Source organism: Guggenheimella bovis, assembly GCF_054492335.1.
Map to the genome: position 1 here is coordinate 971,475 of NZ_JBQWTF010000001.1, position 19,304 is coordinate 990,778.

The 19,304-nt window shown below is 44.4% G+C and carries 15 protein-coding genes; 14 read left to right on the top strand and 1 reads right to left on the bottom strand.

Translation table 11 applies throughout. The annotated features are described in order from the left end of the window. The first annotated feature begins 66 nt into the window (after positions 1-66). From ACUB3H_RS04800 to ACUB3H_RS04865, 14 genes are all read left to right on the top strand, one after another. Positions 67-900 (top strand): HAD-IIB family hydrolase, encoded by an 834-nt coding sequence (locus ACUB3H_RS04800; RefSeq protein WP_459129524.1) that lies wholly within the window; start codon positions 67-69, stop codon positions 898-900. Further along, positions 884-2,095: a 6-phosphofructokinase gene (locus ACUB3H_RS04805; RefSeq protein ID WP_459129525.1), complete on the top strand. Its 1,212-nt coding sequence runs from the start codon at positions 884-886 to the stop codon at positions 2,093-2,095. Before ACUB3H_RS04800 ends, ACUB3H_RS04805 begins: the two co-directional genes overlap by 17 nt. After that, on the top strand, positions 2,092-3,012 hold the full coding sequence (locus tag ACUB3H_RS04810) for an alpha/beta hydrolase (protein ID WP_459129526.1): 921 nt from the start codon (positions 2,092-2,094) through the stop codon (positions 3,010-3,012). Before ACUB3H_RS04805 ends, ACUB3H_RS04810 begins: the two co-directional genes overlap by 4 nt. Further along, positions 3,002-4,129 carry a sensor histidine kinase gene (locus tag ACUB3H_RS04815; protein WP_459129527.1) on the top strand — a complete coding sequence of 376 codons (1,128 nt, stop codon included), beginning with the start codon at positions 3,002-3,004 and terminating at the stop codon, positions 4,127-4,129. The genes ACUB3H_RS04810 and ACUB3H_RS04815 overlap by 11 nt, the downstream gene beginning before the upstream one ends. 8 nt (positions 4,130-4,137) lie before the next feature. Next, on the top strand, positions 4,138-4,764 hold the full coding sequence (locus tag ACUB3H_RS04820; protein ID WP_459129846.1) for a response regulator transcription factor: 627 nt from the start codon (positions 4,138-4,140) through the stop codon (positions 4,762-4,764). Positions 4,765-4,846: 82 nt separating this feature from the next. Then, positions 4,847-5,782: an ABC transporter ATP-binding protein gene (locus ACUB3H_RS04825; RefSeq protein ID WP_459129528.1), complete on the top strand. Its 936-nt coding sequence runs from the start codon at positions 4,847-4,849 to the stop codon at positions 5,780-5,782. An 8-nt stretch (positions 5,783-5,790) separates the two neighbouring features. Then, on the top strand, positions 5,791-6,906 hold the full coding sequence (locus tag ACUB3H_RS04830) for an ABC transporter permease (protein WP_459129529.1): 1,116 nt from the start codon (positions 5,791-5,793) through the stop codon (positions 6,904-6,906). Continuing rightward, the gene (locus tag ACUB3H_RS04835) at positions 6,907-7,986 is read left to right on the top strand and encodes an ABC transporter permease (protein ID WP_459129530.1); all 1,080 of its coding nucleotides are present in this window, start codon (positions 6,907-6,909) and stop codon (positions 7,984-7,986) included. A gap of 80 nt (positions 7,987-8,066) precedes the next feature. Next, a complete protein-coding gene (gene larE, locus ACUB3H_RS04840; RefSeq protein ID WP_459129531.1) occupies positions 8,067-8,810 on the top strand; it encodes an ATP-dependent sacrificial sulfur transferase LarE in 744 nt (247 codons plus the stop codon). Then, positions 8,807-9,550, top strand: a complete 744-nt coding sequence (gene larB / locus ACUB3H_RS04845) for a nickel pincer cofactor biosynthesis protein LarB (RefSeq protein WP_459129532.1) — start codon at positions 8,807-8,809, stop codon at positions 9,548-9,550. The genes larE and larB overlap by 4 nt, the downstream gene beginning before the upstream one ends. Beyond that, entirely contained in the window at positions 9,547-10,680 is a 1,134-nt protein-coding gene (gene larC, locus ACUB3H_RS04850) for a nickel pincer cofactor biosynthesis protein LarC (protein ID WP_459129533.1), read from the top strand. The genes larB and larC overlap by 4 nt, the downstream gene beginning before the upstream one ends. Then, positions 10,673-11,299, top strand: a complete 627-nt coding sequence (locus ACUB3H_RS04855; RefSeq protein WP_459129534.1) for a lipoprotein intramolecular transacylase Lit — start codon at positions 10,673-10,675, stop codon at positions 11,297-11,299. Before larC ends, ACUB3H_RS04855 begins: the two co-directional genes overlap by 8 nt. Beyond that, the gene (locus tag ACUB3H_RS04860; RefSeq protein ID WP_459129535.1) at positions 11,283-14,237 is read left to right on the top strand and encodes a PD-(D/E)XK nuclease family protein; all 2,955 of its coding nucleotides are present in this window, start codon (positions 11,283-11,285) and stop codon (positions 14,235-14,237) included. The genes ACUB3H_RS04855 and ACUB3H_RS04860 overlap by 17 nt, the downstream gene beginning before the upstream one ends. Beyond that, positions 14,234-17,386 carry a UvrD-helicase domain-containing protein gene (locus ACUB3H_RS04865; RefSeq protein ID WP_459129536.1) on the top strand — a complete coding sequence of 1,051 codons (3,153 nt, stop codon included), beginning with the start codon at positions 14,234-14,236 and terminating at the stop codon, positions 17,384-17,386. Before ACUB3H_RS04860 ends, ACUB3H_RS04865 begins: the two co-directional genes overlap by 4 nt. A 26-nt stretch (positions 17,387-17,412) precedes the next feature. On the opposite strand, the gene ACUB3H_RS04870 is transcribed toward ACUB3H_RS04865, so the two are convergent. Then, positions 17,413-19,248, bottom strand: coding sequence for an acyltransferase family protein (locus ACUB3H_RS04870; RefSeq protein ID WP_459129537.1), 1,836 nt, complete (start codon positions 19,246-19,248; stop codon positions 17,413-17,415). Between the last annotated feature and the right edge of the window lie 56 nt (positions 19,249-19,304).

Below are 19,304 nucleotides of genomic sequence, written 5' to 3' on the forward strand. Positions count from 1 at the left end.
TCTAGATCTATTATAAAGGAGCAACCTAGGTAAGCAAGACTTTTTCGTGATATGATAGAAATAATGATGAAAAAAATATTTGTTTCGGATCTCGATGGCACACTACTAAACAACAAAGGGGACCTTTCAAGCTCCTCAAGATTAAAGCTAGAAGCTCTTTTAAAGGATGGGCTGCCCTTTACGGTGGCGACAGGAAGAAACTTGTCGAGTGTTCGTAGGGCACTGGGGGACCTTTCGATCGTGCTTCCTATCATAGAAAATAATGGTGTCTTTATTACAGACTTCCAGACGGGAGAGAAGCTAAAGGCACATTTCTTAGAGAAGGATCACCTCGATAGGGCACTCGAAATACTAAAGGATTTTAAGGGGGATTTACTTTTTAACGCCTATCCAAAGAGAGAAAAGCTTTATGTATTAAACACGTCACTTAGCTTCGGTACAAAGTGTTATCTCGAGTATTTACGAGGTATGAATGAACTGGAAATTCAGTTGATCAATTCCATCTCAGAGCTCGATCGAGAGACGATCGTAAACATCCAGTGCGTTGGCCGAAAAAAGGATATCCTAAAGGCGGAAGGAAGCGTTCAGGAATTAAAGGAAGTCACCGATATTCATGCGATGAGTTCCTATGCGAACTACTGGTACATGACGATAGCGAATCGGTTGAGCTCTAAAAAAATGGCACTTCGAGCGCTAAGAGAAATGGTTCCAGAAGCGAGCTTCACTGTCTTTGGCGATAATATCAATGACATAGGGCTCTTTGAAGAAGCCGATTACAAGATTGCCGTAAAAAATGGCATGGACGAATTAAAAAAACTAGCAGATGAAACGATCGATCAGAATGAAAAGGATAGCGTTGTAAACTATCTAGAAAGGATATGGAATGGGACTCAAAGGTAAGATGTTAATCGCACAAGGTGGAGGGCCAACAGCTGTCATCAATCAGTCCTTTGTTGGAGCTGTGTTAGAGGCGAGAGATAATCCAAATATCACTCACATCTACGGAGCACTTCACGGTGTAGAGGGCATTGTAAACGAAGAATTCGTCGAACTCGACTTTGAAACGAACGAGAATTTAGAAAAGGTTGCTATGACGCCTGCTAGTGCTCTTATGAGTACGCGCGTCAAGCCAGACGAAGCTTATTGCGAAAAGATGTTTAAAGTTCTTCGCAGTCACGACATTCGCTACTTCTTCTACATCGGAGGAAACGACTCTTCCGACACCGTTCGCATTGTAAAACAATATGCCGAAAAGAACGATTACGAGCTCGTTGCCATTCACATTCCAAAGACGATCGACAACGATCTCATGGAAAACGACCATACGCCAGGCTTTGGTAGTGCGGCTCGCTTTGTAACGCAAGCGATCATGGGTGTAAACCAAGACAACCGCGCATTAAATGGCGTCTACATCGCTATCGTCATGGGTCGTCATGCAGGCTTCTTAACGGCCTCGAGCGTCCTTGCAAAAGTATTTCCGGACGATGGTCCACATCTCATCTACTTACCAGAGAGACATTTCTCCATTCCTCGCTTCTTAGATGACGTCAAGGCAGTTTACGAAAAATACGGCCGCTGTGTAGCTGTCCTAAGTGAAGGCATTCAAGATGAAGAAGGCGTACCGATCGTCACAAAACTCATCGGAACCGAAAAGGACCAGCACGGAAACATTCAACTTAGCGGTAACGGTGCATTAGGAGACTTACTCGTAAACGAAGTGAAGAACATCCTAAATATCAAGCGCGTTCGTTCCGATACGTTTGGTTACTTACAGCGCTCCTTCGCCGGTGTCGTAAGCGATGTCGATGCGAGAGAAGCGAGAGAAGCTGGCCAAGTGGCTGCCCGCTATGCAACGCACGAAAAGAGTGGTTCCGTTGCGATTAAGCGCGTAGGTGACTATGCCGTAGAATATCAGCTCGTAGATCTTTCATTAGTCGCTGCAAAGACGAAAGTCATGGATCCTTCTTTTATCAATGAAGCAGGTAACTTTGTGACCGATGCCTTTGTCGACTACGTTAAACCGCTCGTCGGAACAGATCTTCCAGTCGTTGCAAGACTCACTGCTCCCCTTGTAGAAAAGGTTAATAAGGAATGAAAAAGCTTCAGAATCAAATTTTAGGAGCAGTAGGCCTACTTGTGGCCTCTGCTACTGTAAATAAAGGCATGGAGTATCAAGAAGCACAGAAGATCACACCAATCGGTACGAGAATCCCTGTGAACTTTCAGATGATGAATGTCGAGGTTCGTGGAAAGGGCGAAAAGACGTATGTCCTCTTAGCGGACCACTATACGGCAGCTCCTGTTCTAGACTTTACTCCACTTACCGATGAACTTTCGAAGCACAACCGCGTCGTCGTCATCGAACCCTTTGGTCACGGCTTTAGCGATGAAGCGAAAGAGGAGAGAACCTTAAAGAATCATTCGGAAGAGCTCAAAGAAGCTATCGATTCCCTCGGGCTTAAAGAGATCCTTCTCGTCGCTCGTGGGACAGCTGCATTTCAGGCGATGGACTATGTGAATCGCTATAAAGAAGACATCTCAGGACTCGTCCTCTATGACATCTTAAATCCAGAAGGAAGAGATTTTTCTTACTCAGAGACACAGCATCAAATAGATACGTTTACGAAAGTCATCGGCGTAAACCGCTTAGCACAGTATCTAAATCTTACGAAAAATCTCCCCTTAAGTGCAGATAAGCGCTATACGAATTCGATTCGAGAAAACATGAAGATGCTTCAAAACTTCTTTGTCGGATCGAATACGTATCGCATGGAAAATAAGGCCATGCGTGCGAGCATCGAAAGTGCCTTAAAGCTTTCCATCCCTAAAGATATTCCACTATTACTCATGGCTACAGGTAAGAAAAAGGATGCTCCCATCGAGATCATGCAGAGACTCATGGGCAAGAGAAAGCGCGGAAAAATGGCGCTCGTAAAGCTTAACGAACCGTCCCACTGGTATGGAGCGAAAGAACTAAGAAAAGTGATGGAATCCTTCTTCGATGAAAAATAGTAGTGTTGTCACACTTCGTCTCGTTCTCATGGTCTTTTGTCTCATGGGACTCGTTCTATCTCAAAACTACAGAGGGTTTGCCATCATCTTCTTTCTTTCGACGGTGCTGTTAAGCCAGGTCGTTTACTACAGCTTCTTTCATGATTTCACCAAGCAAGTAATCCTGCTTTTAGAAATCATCTCATTGATGCTCACGGTAAAGTACTTTTCAGGCTTTGCTTTTGCCGTTGTCGGGATGGTTGCAACCGACATCAGCCTCTGCTCTAAGGGAAAGTGGAGAATCCTTCACTGGGTTCTTTTCTACGGAGGACTCTTTTATGTTCTCTATCCTCCGAAAGAAAGCTTCTTCTTTCTCGCATCCCTCGGCTTTATCATCTTTCTTGCCTTCCATTCTGTGCAAATTGAAGGCAACTTAAAAGTAGAAGCGCAGGCTCTCTACGATAAGCTAAGGCAGACTGAAGAGGAGCTTCGAGAAGCCAACGAAGAGCTAAAAGATTACGCCAAGAGTATCGAAGAGATCACGAAGCTCAGAGAGCGAAATCGCATCGCAAGAGACATTCACGACAGCGCTGGTCATGCGCTGAGTACCTTAAATATTCAACTTGGAGCACTCGAAAAGATGGTCGATGAGTCGCAGAGGGAACTCGTAACAGAGCTTAAGAGCTTTACGAAAAGTTCTTTAGATGACGTTCGTCGCACGGTTCATGCCCTAAAGCCTAAAGAACAGCTCATGTTTGACGGCGTCAAGCAGATTGAACAGCTCATCACAAACTTTAAGCGCATCTCTACGATTGAAATCACAAAACGTGTCAGTCCTTTCGTATGGAACCTTTCTGAGGACCAGTCGAGTGTCTTTTACCGCGCCGTGCAGGAATTTCTTTCGAATACTCAGCGCCACTCCGACTCTACAAAAGTAGATATTACGATCCTCTTTGAGGAAGTGAGGGTCATTCTTACGATGCATTCGAATGGCCTCGTAGAGGGTCCTGTTATCTTTGGAATGGGACTTTCATCCATGAAAGAAAGAACAGAAGAACTGGGTGGTGAGATGGCCGTTCGGACGGACGATGGATTTACCGTTCGAATCGAGCTACCGAGACAGGAGGCACTCGTTTGATAAAAGTCATGCTCGTCGATGATGAAAAGCTCATTCGAGAAGGCTTAAAGGTGATTCTTCAGAGCTATGGAGATATTGGAGTCGTCTGTGATGCCAAGGACGGCGAAGAGGCCTGCAGTATTGCTCAAGAAAAAGAAATTGATGTCATCTTAATGGACATTCGAATGCCTGGAATGAACGGTGTCGAAGCCACGAGGTGTATTAAAAAGTCGAAGCCTGAGATCAAGATCGTAATCCTCACGACCTTTCAGGACAGCGAATACATCGATCAGGCACTGAGCTACGGTGCGAGTGGCTATCTCTTAAAAGACTCCGAGTCGGATGTCATCTATAAGGCCGTTCAAGCAGCCTACGAAGGAAGTGTCGTCGTGCATCCCAGTATCGCATCAGCTATGCTCCATGGAGACCTAAAGAAGGATCTTGAGCGCGTTCAAGAGACGTATGACCTTTCTGAAAAAGAGGTCGAACTCATTCAAGAGGTCGCAAGAGGATATACGAATAAAGAGATTGCAGACAAGCTCTTTCTTTCGACTGGAACAGTAAAGAATCAAATTTCCATGCTTCTATCGAAGCTTGACCTCAGAGATCGAACACAGCTTACGATCTTTGCTTTTAAAAATCATCTCGTTCAATAAATGACTTAAGTCATTTTTCAAAGTGCTTTGGGTGACTAGGACCTAGAGCACTTTTTCTATACAATAAAATCAGGAGGTAGAGATGAACATCATTGAAGTAAAGAATTTAACCAAGCGCTACAGCGATAAGCTCGTGGTCGATAACGTAAGTTTTGATATTTTTGAAGGGGACATGTTTGGACTCATTGGACCAAACGGTGCAGGAAAATCGACAACCATCAACATGATGACGGGACTCTTACAGATCGATGGTGGAACAGCTACCATCCAAGGTCATGACATCACAAAAGAGAGTAAAGAAGCGAAGTCATTAATCGGACTCGTTCCTCAGAACCTCGCACTCATTGAAGAATACAGTGCTGTATCTAACCTAGAGTACTTTGGCATGTACCATGGGCTTTTTGGTAAGACCTTAAAAGAGAGAGTCGATGAAGCACTCGAGATCGTAGGACTTCAAGATAAGAGAAAAGATAAAGTGAAGACCTTCTCTGGCGGTATGAAGCGCAGACTCAACTTAGGTTGCTCCATCCTACATCACCCCAAGATCTTAATTTTAGACGAGCCCACAGTCGGTGTTGATACACAATCTAGAAACTATATCCACGAATACTTAAGAACGATTAACCGCGAATTTAACACCACGATCGTCCTTACGAGTCACTACATGGAAGAGATCGAAGCCCTCTGTAACCGCTTGATCATCATCGACGGCGGTAAGGTCGTAAGCTACGGTAAAAAAGAAGATATTAAGAAGCTCGGTGGCGGTAACCAAAACGTCTTTGTAACGACCGAAGGAGAAGCGGAGATTCAAAGTAAACTCGGACTTCTCGAGGGCGTTCAGCAAGTCGATAAGGACATCGACGACTGGAAGCTCGTCGTCGATACTAAGAGCTTTAGTCTAGAAAATCTCATTGCACTCTTACACCAAAATAACCACAAGCTTAAAAACCTTCGCATCGATGAACCTAGTTTAGAAGAGGTCTTCTTAGCTCTAACCGGCAAGTCGCTAAGAGATTAGGAGGAGCTATGAAAATATTACGTGCATCATTTATGAGTACGATGAAGCAATTGATCGATGCTCCAATGGGCGTGCTTATCATCGTCGCACTTCCACTCCTTCTATCCCTACTCATGGGAGGCATTGAAGGCGTGGAACCTGAAAAGTTTGAGCCGATGGAGATTGCCATCGTCGATCAGGATGAAACGGAGCAATCGAAGCTCTTTACGAGTATCCTTTCAAGCGAAGGGATGAAATCCATCTTTTCGTTCGATGATGACGCCAAGGTTCGAGTGATTCTTCAAAAGGGCTTTGGAGAAGCCCTCGGAGGAGAAGGAAATACGAAGATCATCATTAAAACGACGGAAGAGACGGCAGACTTTAAGTTCATGGTCGTAGAAAATGTCGTTCAGAGCATTGCAAAAGGGTTTAGAGAAAACACATTCCTCTCAAAGCTCGAAGATCAAGAGCTCGCAGCTAAGGTTCGTTCCTTAGATCTCTACATGCCCTTTAAGGACGTCGAGGTTTCTTTTGCGAAGAAACTAAGTAAGAAAGAGCAAGTGGCAGGCACCTACTTTCCACTCTCCATCTTAATGCTCACATCGATGTACTATCTTGGACACCAGAAGCTTAAAGAAACGAATGTGTTACATCGAATTTTGTCGAGTCCACTGACACCTTCGGAATTTTTAACCGATAATGTCTTTTCACTCTTTCTTCAAGGCATCATCTACACGCTCTTTTACTTCCTGTTCTTTAAGCTCACAGGAATGGCCTTTAAAGAGGTTAGTTTACTCGAGATCCTTCCAATGATTCTCGTCTCCTGTCTCTATGTAGCAGGATTAAGTATGCTAGAAACGAGATTCTTCTTGAATAAAGAAGTGGGACAAGTGCTCTCCATTATCGTTTTATACGTTCAGATGATCCTTGCAGGCATTATGTTTCCGATTGAAACACAGAACCCGATTCTTCTTACCATCATGAAATACTCACCAACGAGATCGATGATCAATGGAATGAATCTACTACAGGGTGGTGGAACGTTTGTTACTTCCGCTCCCAACATGATCCCAGTAGCTTGTGGTGCACTTGTGACCCTTGCCATAGGCTACGCACTATGTCATGTGAAGTATTGGGAGGTATAGATGTTCAAATTGATTCGTGCCAATAACCGACTCAGCTTTAAAAAGCCCTTGGGGCTTATCCTCTCTGCAGTCCTTCCGATGATTCTCATCATCGTCATGAACTACATCATTACAAAAGATAACGAAGACGTTCACATTTCGATCGGCTTTGTAAATAATGACCCTCAAGCCGTATCCTTTATCGATGAGATTCAAAAGGAATCGATCCATTCGGAAGAAGAAGCGCTAAAGATGCTAGAAAATGGCGATTTAAAGACAATTGTGACGATCCCAGAGAACTTCATCGAAACACTCGACCGTGGAGAAATTCCTACCCTCGATGTGAGAAAGCGCGGCGAGCATGCACCGTCTATTTCAATGCTCATGCTTTTACGCGATAAGATGATGCAAAGGGCAAAGACAGCACTCTTAAAGGAAGTTCCTGGCTTTGAAGCGAAAAAGGTCTTCTCCAATGCGATTGAGGTTAAGACCGAGAATGCCAAAGGCGTCGATGCCTCAAAGGACAGTATCGTACTTCTCTTCATCTGCTACTTCTCAGGAATGGGAGCAGGAGTCCTTGCGACAAGACTTTTAACCTTTAAAAATAACGGTGTTCTAGAACGCCTTATTACGGCTCCTAACTCACCGAGAGCCGCCATCGGAGGAATTTTTGGAAGCTATATTCTCCTAAACTCCATCGCCGACATTCTCGTCATGGTCATTCTCTACTTTGTCGTAAAGATCCAAGTGGGTAGCTTCTTCTTAATAAGTATCTACTTTATCCTACTAAGCTGTATCAACCTAGGTGTTGCATTAAATGCAGCGAGATACATTAAAAATGAGCAAACGGTCTCTTTACCGATTACAGGCTTTGGCATGTTAACCTTCTTTGGTTACCTCATGTACATGATTCAAAGAGACTTCGGAACGGTAAGCAAACTTCTAGAGATCGCAAATCTCATGAACCCACTCTACTGGGCTATTGAAGGGATGACAAATAACGCATGGTTCCCACACATCCCGATTCTCGTCCTCATGGTAGGCATACTCTTCACCTTTGGAACGATCTCCATGAGAAACTTCATTAGAGCACAGCACTAAAAAGCCCCTCGGGGCTTTTTTTTCGTTCCAAGGTGTCTCTCCGGTGTGCTCGTGTTATGATTAACCTAAGAAAGGTGATTATGACATTACAAGAATTTTTTAAAGAACATCCATCGGTTGCCATCGGATTTTCCGGCGGTGTCGATTCAAGTTATCTTTTATATGAAGCTCTTAAGCACGCAAAGGAAATCCTTTGTTACTTTGTAAAGACGCCCTTTGGTCCTCGCTTTGAGTTAGAGGATGCAAAAAAAATCTCAAAAGAGCTTCAGACGGAGCTCATCATTCTAGAAGAAGATGTGTTAGGAGACGAGCTCGTACGAAGGAATGAAAAGGACCGCTGCTATCACTGTAAGAAGCTGATCTTTTCACGCATTAAAGAGGACGCCTTAAACCGAGGGGTAGAGGTCATCTTAGACGGTACGAATGCATCGGATGACTTAAGTGACAGGCCAGGATATAAGGCACTGCAGGAATTAGGAGTGCTATCGCCTTTAAGATTGTGTGATCTTACAAAAGAGATGATAAGAGAGCACCTTAAGGAAGCGAATCTCTTCACCTGGAAGAAACCATCCTATGCTTGCCTTGCGACTCGAATTCCCACAGGAAAAATTATTACAATGAAAGATCTAAAGCGCGTCGAGTGGGCAGAAGACTACTTAAGAGAGTTAGGATTTATAGACTTCAGGGTGCGAATGACAGAAGAAGGATGTCGCTTAGAGCTCACAAGTGTAGACATGGAAAAGCTCATGATGAATCGAGTAGAGGTTCTTTCCGAGCTAAAGAAGGAGTTTAAGAAAGTTTACTTAGATCTGGAGGAACGATGATAAAAGATTTATTAGAAAAGCTACAACGGGGTGAAGTGTGTGTCGATGAGGTGATGCTCGAACTAAAAAAGGAACCCTTTGAAGAAGTGAAGGACGCACTCGTCGATCACCACAGGTCTTTAAGACAAGGGCAGATTGAAGTGATCTACGGAGCATCTAAGACCGTGGAGCAGATTGCTACGATCACTAAGGCTTTAAGAAAGAGAAGTGATGAAGCAATTCTCGTGACGAGAGTTTCAAAGGAACAAGCACAAGAGCTTCAAAAGGAGCTTCCTTTTACCTACCACGAGGTCGCGAGAATCCTGACCTTAGGAGAAAAGAGAAAAATCGATGGGTTAGGAAAAGTCGTCCTATGTGCTGCTGGAACGAGTGATCTACCGGTGCTCGAAGAAGCAGCCGTTACGTTAGAATATTTAGGAAATGATGTCGTGAGACTTACGGATGTGGGTGTTGCAGGACTTCATCGCATCTTAAGCCATCTCGATGTACTCATGAACGCATCCGTTGTGATCGCGATCGCTGGAATGGAAGGAGCGCTAGCAAGCGTTCTAGGGGGACTCGTTAGTGCTCCTGTCATCGCCGTTCCTACGAGTGTAGGCTACGGAGCAAATTTCGGTGGACTGGCAGCGCTCCTTGCGATGTTAAATAGCTGCGCGAATGGCGTGAGTGTCGTAAATATTGACAATGGTTTTGGAGCGGCTGTACAGGCGAGTCGCATCAACCACATGGAGGCAAAATGATCCTATATCTCGATCTCAGCATGGGAGCAAGTGGAGACATGCTCACTTCGGCTCTTTTAGGACTCTTTGACGATCCGTTTAAGATTCAAGAGGAGCTCAATGATCTGAAGCTCTCTGACGTTCACTTTGCATTAAAAAGAGTGACAAAAAGTGGCATCGTAGGACTCAAGATGGACGTAGAAACCGAACAACATGGTCACGTTCATCGTTCGCTTCAGGATGTATTAGATCTCATCGAAAAAGAAAACGTAGAAGAACCTGTAAAGAGTCAGGCGAAGGAAATTTATAAGCTCATCGCAGAGGCCGAAAGCACGGTCCACGGCGTATCGGTTTCTGACATTCACTTTCATGAAGTCGGTCGCCTAGATGCGATCGCAGACATTACTGCTGTATGTTATCTGATCAATAAGCTAAATCCCACGGAGATCATCGCAAGCCCCGTACACGTTGGCTTTGGGTCGGTAGAGACAGCCCATGGCCTTCTTCCCGTACCTGCTCCTGCTACGGCTCTCCTTTTAGAAGGGATCCCAGTCTATTCAAAGATCGAAGGTGAGCTCTGTACACCTACTGGAGCTGCACTTCTAAAGTACTTTGTCGATCGCTTCGAAAGACTCCAAGACTTCTCCTTTAAACGCATCAGTTACGGCATGGGCACGAAGGAGTTTGAGCAAGTGAACTGCCTACGAGCTTATCTCGGAGAACGTGCGAAAAATGAATCGATCGTTGAATTCAACTTCAACGTAGATGACATGACGGCAGAGGAGATCGCCTTTGCCACGGAAAAACTCTTAGCTGGCGGTGCACTCGATGTCTATACGGTTTCTGTCGGGATGAAAAAGAACCGTCCAGGGACGCTCTTTGTGATCCTCTGTGAAGAAGAAAAGAAAGAAGAGATCCTTGAGATCCTCTTTAAGCATACGACGACGATCGGAGTACGCGAAAAATCTTACCGACGACATACATTAGAACGAACGATCGAAACCGTCGAAACAAAGTGGGGAAGTGTACGAAAAAAAGTTTCTAAAGGCTTTGGCGTCGTTCGAGAAAAGTACGAATTTGAAGACTTAAAGAATCTTGCTGAGAAGCATCAAAAGAGTATCTCTGAGATCAGAGGTTCCCTCGATGAATAAGCTCGCTGTACCCATGATCAGCTTATTCATGGCACTTTTGATCCTCTTTTCGAGCTTCTTTGTGCTCGTACAAAGTGCTCCCTTCTATCGCTTTTTAATGCACAAGAACGGCGTCTATGAGTCGATCGGTTTACCGAGTGAAGTCGTCGATGAAGGGGCTAAAAATATTTCGGACTTCATGGTAGGTCGTACTCCACACCTCATCGTAGAATATGAAAACGAGAGCCTTTTTAAGGCCCAAGAGATCTTTCACATGAAGGAAGTCGTATTGATCTTTAAGTGGATCTTCATCCTCTGTGTCGTGATGTTTACGCTCATGGTATGGGGGCTCTTTTTAGTACCTCAAAGAAAGCGCTTTCTTCGCTACCAGTTCTATGCCATGCTTCTTTTGTTCTTATTCTTTGGAATTTCTGCTCTCTACTTCGATCAAGCCTTTACACTCATGCATAAGGTCCTCTTTTCGAACGACCTCTGGACCTTTACGAGCGAGCACTACCTCATTCAGTTCTTACCTCAAGGCTTCTTTTTAGGCTTTCTCGTAAGTACAATCCTTATCGCTTTTCTCGTGAGTTTTGTACTCTTTTTACTAGGAAGGAAAAAGCATGATACGAATCTATAGTGGTGTCGATAGCTTCGAAAAGAGAAAACGCATCTTTGAACTCGTTTTAAAGGGAGAATCGACCGTCATCACACCGCCTCAGTCGACCTTGGCCTTTGAATCACAGATGATCGAATTGTTAGATCTCGAAGGCCTTATCGATACACAGGTGACGAGCTTTAAGCACCTTTTAGAGGTGCTCTCTCGGGACATCTTTACACCTTCAAAGACCCCGATTACAAAGATCGGAAAACGAATTCTCTTTCGTTCCATTCACGAGTCGGTTCGAAAGGAACTTAAGATCCTTCTTAGCTTTGAAAAGGAAGGCTTCTATGAAGAACTCGAATCGACCATCGAAAAGCTTCAAACCGACCACATCTTACCAGACGATCTAAAGAAACTTTTAAAAGAAGAAAAGGAGGAGTCACTCCTTTATAAGACGCTTCATGACCTCATCCTGCTATACGAAAGATTCCTTGAACGCATGCACGATGAGTACTTTGACGAGGAAGAAAAGGTTGAACTCTTTTTAAAGCATTCCAAGGACTTTGGACTCGTAAGCACTGAAAACGTATGGCTTTTAGACTTTAAGCACTTTGATTACAACACCAAGCGCTTAATCGAATGCATCGAAAAACAGACGAAGTGTGTACATATTGTTCTGAGTCTTGAAGAAGAGAGTGCTTTTGAAGTCACGCAAAACACCAAGGACTGGATCCTTCGAACCTTCCCCTCTGTAGAGGAGATAAAGCTTTCTTTTCCTAATCCTTTTAAGGACTTTGCGACGAGTCTCTTAGAAGAAAAGGGATCTATGAGAGAAGGTATACGCATCTTTGAAGCGAAAGACATCTACGAAGAGGTGGAGTTCGTAGGTTTAGACATTTTAAAGAAGCTAAGACAAGACCCCTCTTTAAAGCTTTCTGACATTCGAATTATTACCTCAGACCTCGGTCTCTACGGATCGATCATTAAGCGCGTCTTTGAAGAGCTCGGACTCTTTGTCTTTAGTGACTCCAGAAAACCGATCCTTAAGACTCGCGTCATGAAGAGCGTCTTTGCGCTATTAAATATCTTTATCCGTGGCTTTTCTAGAGATGACGTCATCGGCTATTTGCGTGGCATTCGAACAGAAGACGACTACGATAAGCTAGACCTCTTTGAAAATGAACTCATTGAGCGAGGAATCGACTACGATCGCTTCTTTGTTCCCTTTGAAGAGGAAGAGCTCGAAGCGATCCGTCAGGATTTTCTCTCTGAGATGCTCCCTCTAAAGAAGTTTATGAATCACAAGGCAACCCTTAAAAGCCACGCCGAAAACCTAAGAGAAGCACTCATTCGACTTCACTTTCCTGAATCCCTCTTAAAAGAACAGGAGGAACTTGAAAGACGTGGGGAGATTGAAGAGGTTGCTGTCATCAGTCAAATTTGGGAGACCTTTGTCGATACGCTCACCCAACTTCAGACGGTGAGTCTAGAGGATCCCATAGAGCTTAAAGAATTTAGACGCATATTAGCTTCTAGCTTAAAGGATGTCACGATCGGTATCATTCCTCCGAGAGAGGATCGAATCTCGATCGTTACGCTTCACCGAAGTACCCATGAAAGTGCTTTGGAAGTCTACTTTACAGGTTTTAACGATGGTTTAATTCCTAGAGAACCGAGTGACCACGGGCTCTTTCGAAGTTCCGAAAAAGACCGCTTAAAGCTCATGGGTTACGACCTTCACGACACCATGGACTTCAATGAAAAACTCGACGAGCTCGACTTCGTGAGCGCTCTAAGTCTCGTAGGAAGAGAGCTTACGATTAGTTACGCCTTAAGTGACTATTCTAAGGATCAAAGGCGAGTCAGTCGCTACTTAAAAGGCCTTACGAAAGATGCCCTTCATACGCTAGACGATCACTACTACGAGCATCCGTCTTTTAGTAAGAGAAGAGCATTAGAAGCTTTAAAAGAAAAGCGTGAAGAGGAACTGATAAACATTACGGAGGAAGAGCTTGAACGATTGAAAAAGCTCTCTGAAGACGTTCCCTTGACAGAAAATCTCGTAGGAAGAGAGATCCTCCATTCGAGTGTTTCAAGGCTTGAGACCTTTAATAGCTGTCCCTTTAGATACTTCGTTCGCTACGACCTGCTTCCGAAAGAACGAAAGGACTTTAAGATCCAGCTCAATGACATCGGTACGCTTTATCACAGTGTCGTTGAGAATGCCGTTGAAGAGTACGTCAAGGGAGAGTGGACGTTAGAAGAGATGGATCCCTATCTAGACAAGCTCATTCAAGAGATTGCAGTAGCCGAGAACTACGACGTCTTTAGAGAAAAGGCGAGTGGTCGCTACTTCTTAAAAAAAGCCAAGCGCATCGTGAGCCGAGTGCTTAGAGACACCTTCTCCTACTTAAAGGAGTCGGTCTTTGTACCCATGCGCTTTGAAGAGAGTGTCTCTTATCTTTTGGGGCAAGTGACACTCTATGGGAAAATTGACCGCATCGATGAAAACGACTCGCACTTTCGAATCGTCGACTATAAGAGTGGTTCCAAGCGCTTCGACATGACGCGTGCAAAAGAGGGACTCGACCTTCAGCTTTTAATCTACGCCAACGCCTATGAAAAGCTCAGTGGTAAGGATGTGAGTGGCGTCTACTACTCGAGAATTCAAGATCCACTCGTAGAGGAAGGAAGTCAGCTAAAGGTCTTAGATGGAATCAGCCTTCCTGGTGTAGAAACGAATGACTATGTCAGTCAAGTGAGTCTATCAGAGAGTGAACTGAAAGAACTAAGAGAGATCGCAGTCGAGAAAGCAAAGGAAACGCTAGACCGCATGAATATCGGAGACATCAGCGCAAAGCCCGTTCTCTATGACAAAAAAGTCCCTTGCACCTACTGTAACTATGCTTCCATCTGTCGCTTTGACCCGATGTATGGGCCGTTTCGAATCATTCGAAAGGAGAAAGAGTCATGAAATGGACACCGAGTCAAGAGCGTGTCATTAATGAACGCGGGAAAAATATTCTCGTAAGTGCGGCTGCTGGAAGTGGAAAGACGGCAGTCCTTACAGAGCGCATTCTCACGCTTCTTCGAGAAGGCGAAGACATTACAAAGTTTCTCGTCATCACCTTTACGAATGCTTCTGCAAAGGACATGCGAGAAAAGATTCATAAGGCCCTTAGAAAGGATCCTTCTTTAAAGGATGCACTGCGTGCTCTTCCTCAGGCGAGCATTCAGACCATCGATAGCTTCTGCCGAAGCGTTGTCCTCGAATGCTTTCACTACCTAGATGTCGACCCGTCTGTCAGTGTCGGTAGTGATACGGAAAATGCCATCTTAGAAGCAAAAATTCTAGATGACCTCTTTGAAGCCTACTACGATGAGGAGAGGCCTTCATTCTTGCGCCTGGTGGAGCGCTTTAGTGACGATCGAAGCGATGAACCGCTTCGAAACATCATTCGAAACTTAGACCGAGAGCTTTCAAACCACGCCTCGAGAGAGCTTGCGGTAGAGGAGATGATAGAAAGGCTTTCCGACAGAGACTACTGGAAAAGTCTCTTTGAAGCGCGTATCGATGGAATGAAAAGAGAAGCACTGGAGCTTTCGGAAGAAGCACTAACACTCTCTTATTCTGAAAAGATGGAAGACTTCTTAAAGGAAGAACAGAAGCTTCTTGAAAACCTCCCTCAGGCCATCTCCTTTGCTACGATTCCAAGGCTTCCTAAAGGAAGTGAAGAGCTAAAGGAGGATCACGAAAGGATCAAGGATCTAAGAAATCGGTATAAAAAGCTAGCCCAGGAATCGATTCTCTATACCGACGAAAGCTTTGAACGCGAATGGGCCGTGTATGAAAAACAGAAGGAAGATCTCAAAGATCTCATCGAACTTACGGAAGAATACCACGAGCGCTTCTTTATCGAAAGAAAGGAAGAGGGGCTCTTAAGCTTTCAGGACTTTGAGGCACTCGCACTGGAAGCCCTAAAGGTTCCCATGATTCAAGAGAGCTTTAGAGAACGCTACGATTACATCTTTATCGATGAATATCAGGACACGAACCGCATTCAAGAGGCGATCGTTACGGCTTTAAAGCGTACCAATAACGTCTTCATGGTAGGCGACTTAAAGCAATCGATCTACCGCTTTCGTCAGGCCGACCCCACGCTCTTCTTAGAAAAGTACGACTCCTTTCAATACTCAGACGATTCCGTACGTATCGACTTAAACCAAAACTTCCGCTCAAGTCCAGGTGTCATAGATGGAGTAAACCACCTCTTTAAGCACCTCTTTTGTAAGGACTTTGGAGGCATCGAATACGACGACAATACGAAGCTCATCTTTGGTAATGAGTCACTAAAGGACATTGAAGATCCAGTCGAGATTCTAATTACGAAAACGACGACCGAGGATAAGGATGTCGATGAGGTTCGAAGTATTATTAAGAGAATCTACGAACTTCGAAGGGAAGGATACCGTTATAAGGACATCGTCGTTCTCTTTCGTTCGACGAAACGATTTAAAGATCTCATCAGTAAGGAATTTTCTCAGTACGGCATCCCTGTCTACATGGATTCCTCCACAGCTTACTTAAAAAGCCTTGAGGTGGATATCCTACTAAATTACTTGAAAGTGATCGATAATTTTAAGCAAGACCTTGCCATTCTAAGCTTACTGAGACTTCCGAGATACGCTCTTACAGACCAAGAGATCTATGATTTTAGAAAAGAGCACGAAGAGATGCCGATCTACGAAGCCATCAAAGAAGAGTCGAAAAATGAAGAGGTGAAGAAAAAAATAGCCTTCTTCTTAGACGAAATTCGAGGATTTAGGCACCGTTTGAGGTCAGTGGGAATCGACGAACTCCTTGAAGAAATTTTCTATGAGACGGAACTAGAGACCTTTATTCTCGCCATGCCTCAAGGGGAGCAACGCATTGCAAACGTTCATCTCCTCTTTAAGCTTGCCAGGGAATACGAAGAGACGAGCTTTGTCGGCTTAGGTAAGTTCCTAAATTATTTAGATGAGCTCGTCGAACGAGAAAAAGACTTTGAAAGTGCAAAGACACTAAGTGAAGACAGTGACACCGTGCGCGTCATGAGTATCCATAAGTCGAAGGGATTACAATTTCCTGTCGTCATCCTCGGTAACTTAGAAAAACTCTATAACGAGATGGATACGCGTGGCCCTATCATCATAGACGGTAGCGACATGGTGGCACTCGATATCGACCTTGAAACTCGCACGAAGACCAAGCCTCTTTTTAAGCGCATGATCGAAGATCGCATGAAGGAGAAGAACCGCGAAGAAGAAGTGCGACTCTTTTACGTAGCTCTTACGAGAGCGGAAAAGCGCCTCATCCTAAGCTTTGCTACGACCGACATTGAAAAGCTCGAAAAGAAAGCTGGTGTTCACTCTTTAGGAAGTCTAAAGAGTGCAAGAAGCTACCTCGATCTCTTTCTAGGCTGCGGTGTCTTTTGTGAAGGCGGATTACACCCATCCTTTACCTTTACCGAACCAGAGGATGTCACCTTAGAAGCTCAAAAGAGATCGGTTCGTTCTGCAGGAAAACTTATTGAACGAAAGATACTTAAGGAAAGAAAGCTTGCGAGTAAGATTAGTGTATCAAAGCTATTAAGTGAAGAGCGTGCTCATACGGTAGAGATCGAGGTTGAAGAACAAGGTGGATCCTTACGAGGAACAGCTTTCCATAAGGCCATGCAGTGGATCGATGTCAATCGTCCCGAAGAGAGCCTTAAGGAACTCATGGAGTTAGGCGTATTAAAGGACTTCGATGAAAAAGAACTCTTAGAGAGTTTCCTAACCGATGAACGCTTTGTAGCACTCCTTAAAGACGCGAAAGGTATGAAGCGTGAGTTACCCTTTGTCTACCGCTACGACGTAGAGGGCGAGACGACTCTTTTACAAGGTATCATCGACCTCGTACTCGAATACGAGGAGGGTGTCGTTCTGATCGACTACAAGACAGACCTTTCGACCGCTTATGTCGAGCGCTATAAGGAACAACTTAGACTCTATGCGACGAGCTATGAGGCGATTAAGAAAACGAAGGTTCTTAAGAAGCTTTTGTGGTTTGTACGCTTAAAGCGCTTTGTAGAAGTGGAATAAAAAAGATGCGAATCAGTTGATTCGCATCATTTTTTTAATTCAACCATCAAGGATCTCGCTACAAAGGCTGCAAAGACGTCGGTTCCTTTTGGCATCTCAGGATGTACACGGTCTTTGTAGAAGATCTGATTTCTACCGTTAGCGTAGTCATACCAACGAATGAAGTGAACATTTGGAAGTTCATCGGCAACTTGCTCTAGGAGCTCATTGTTGTGCGATTCGTTTTGACTCTTCGGCGAGATGTTCGCTACAAAGAAGAGTTGTCGATCGCCTGCAAGCTTAATGGCTTCTCTCAGGTGCTTCTCATGAATGTAACCGTTTACACCGAGGTGAATGATGACCACGGGGTAGAGCGTCTTTTTCGAGAGGTTTACTCGAATCTGTTCCGGTAGCTTTTCAAACTGCCTGCTCTTTTTCGAGTCATTATAGAGCTTAGGGAAGACCTTCTTTAAGCTCGCATTACACATGAGGGTGACGGAGTCACCGATGACGGTAACGGGCATGTCCTTAAAGACAGCGAGTTCTTCATCGGAAAGTTTAATCGATGCTAGGATGTCTTCAAGGGAAGCTTCCTTTGCAGGTGGCTTCATCTTTAGGACGTTTTCACCTAAGACGAGTTTTCCGAAGTTCTCTGGAAGACTGACTTCAGCCGAAGCTGTAGGTTCCATCGTAACGGGTTCAAAGGTCACAGGTTCAACCGTTACAGGCTCTTGACTTTCTAGGGCTTCCTCTTGTTCCTTGGCGACTTCTGCCATGGCATCGATATCACCACGGTCTACAGGAACGAAGAAGGTTGCGATGAGGAGGACGGCGAGGACGAGTGCCGTTCGACGCTTTTGATAAGGATTAAAGATGTTCATAAAGAAGCGGTAAGCTTCTGTTAGAGCGATCATGATGGCTACGGTGATTAGAATCTGGACGAGGAGTCCTTTTTCTACATTCACTGCGACAATTTGAAAGAGCGGGAAGCTCAGTAGATACCACTCATAGCTTCTGTCACTTAAGAAGTTTATGATCTTCGATTCACCGAGGATGCCCATCGAACTCTTTTCACTCACGGCTAAGAAGACGATGAGGAAGAAGAGGAGCGTGTGGAGCTGCATGACAAACCAGAAGGTTTCTGGAAAGTCCGTTCGAACGAAGTGGGCGGTGAACATCGTGAGCAGTAGGAGTACGCCTTCGACGAAGCGAAGATTTCTTTCTGGCATGTTCCTAAGTAGCATCTTCGGTGCACTCTGTTTTACAAAGACCGATAAGAAAGCACCTAAGCTAAAGGCAAAGAGCCTACTGATCGTATGATAATACGTAAGCGTATTATCTCCATTGGCATTTGTAAGAACTGCCATTACGACCATAGAAAGAATCGTGATGACTCCAAAGGTAAGAAGCTTCACGAAATCTGGACGGCGCTTTACGAGAGAAACGACGAGTGGCCAGAAGATGAGAATTTGAAATTCTACTGAAAGGAACCACAGGTGGCTAAAAAGCAGAGGGTACGTCGCTTCGAAGTAACTCTGTCCATCGAGAATTTGCCAAATGTTATTCGTAAATGTCATTGCTGTAACTGACTGCAAAAGGAGCTTACTTAGGAGTACTCTTGCAAAGATACTTGCTAAGATGGCGCTAATTGCAATCGTAAAGAAGACGGGTGGGAGTAGCTTTTGAATCTTCTTTTTCAAGAAGTCCAGAAGAGAAAAGGAATCCTCTTCTAAGAGCTTCTTCGTTATGAGAAAACCGCTAAGCATGAAGAAGGCGTTTACAAAGATATATCCGCCGCGAAATATAGTTGTAGAAAAGTGATAAAAGAGCACAGCCAAGAGGCTGATGGCTCGTATTGTATTGAATCCATTAATTTTTTTCATATCAAATTCATTATAGACATCTTGACTTTTAGTTACAAGAGCCATTTACTGATTCT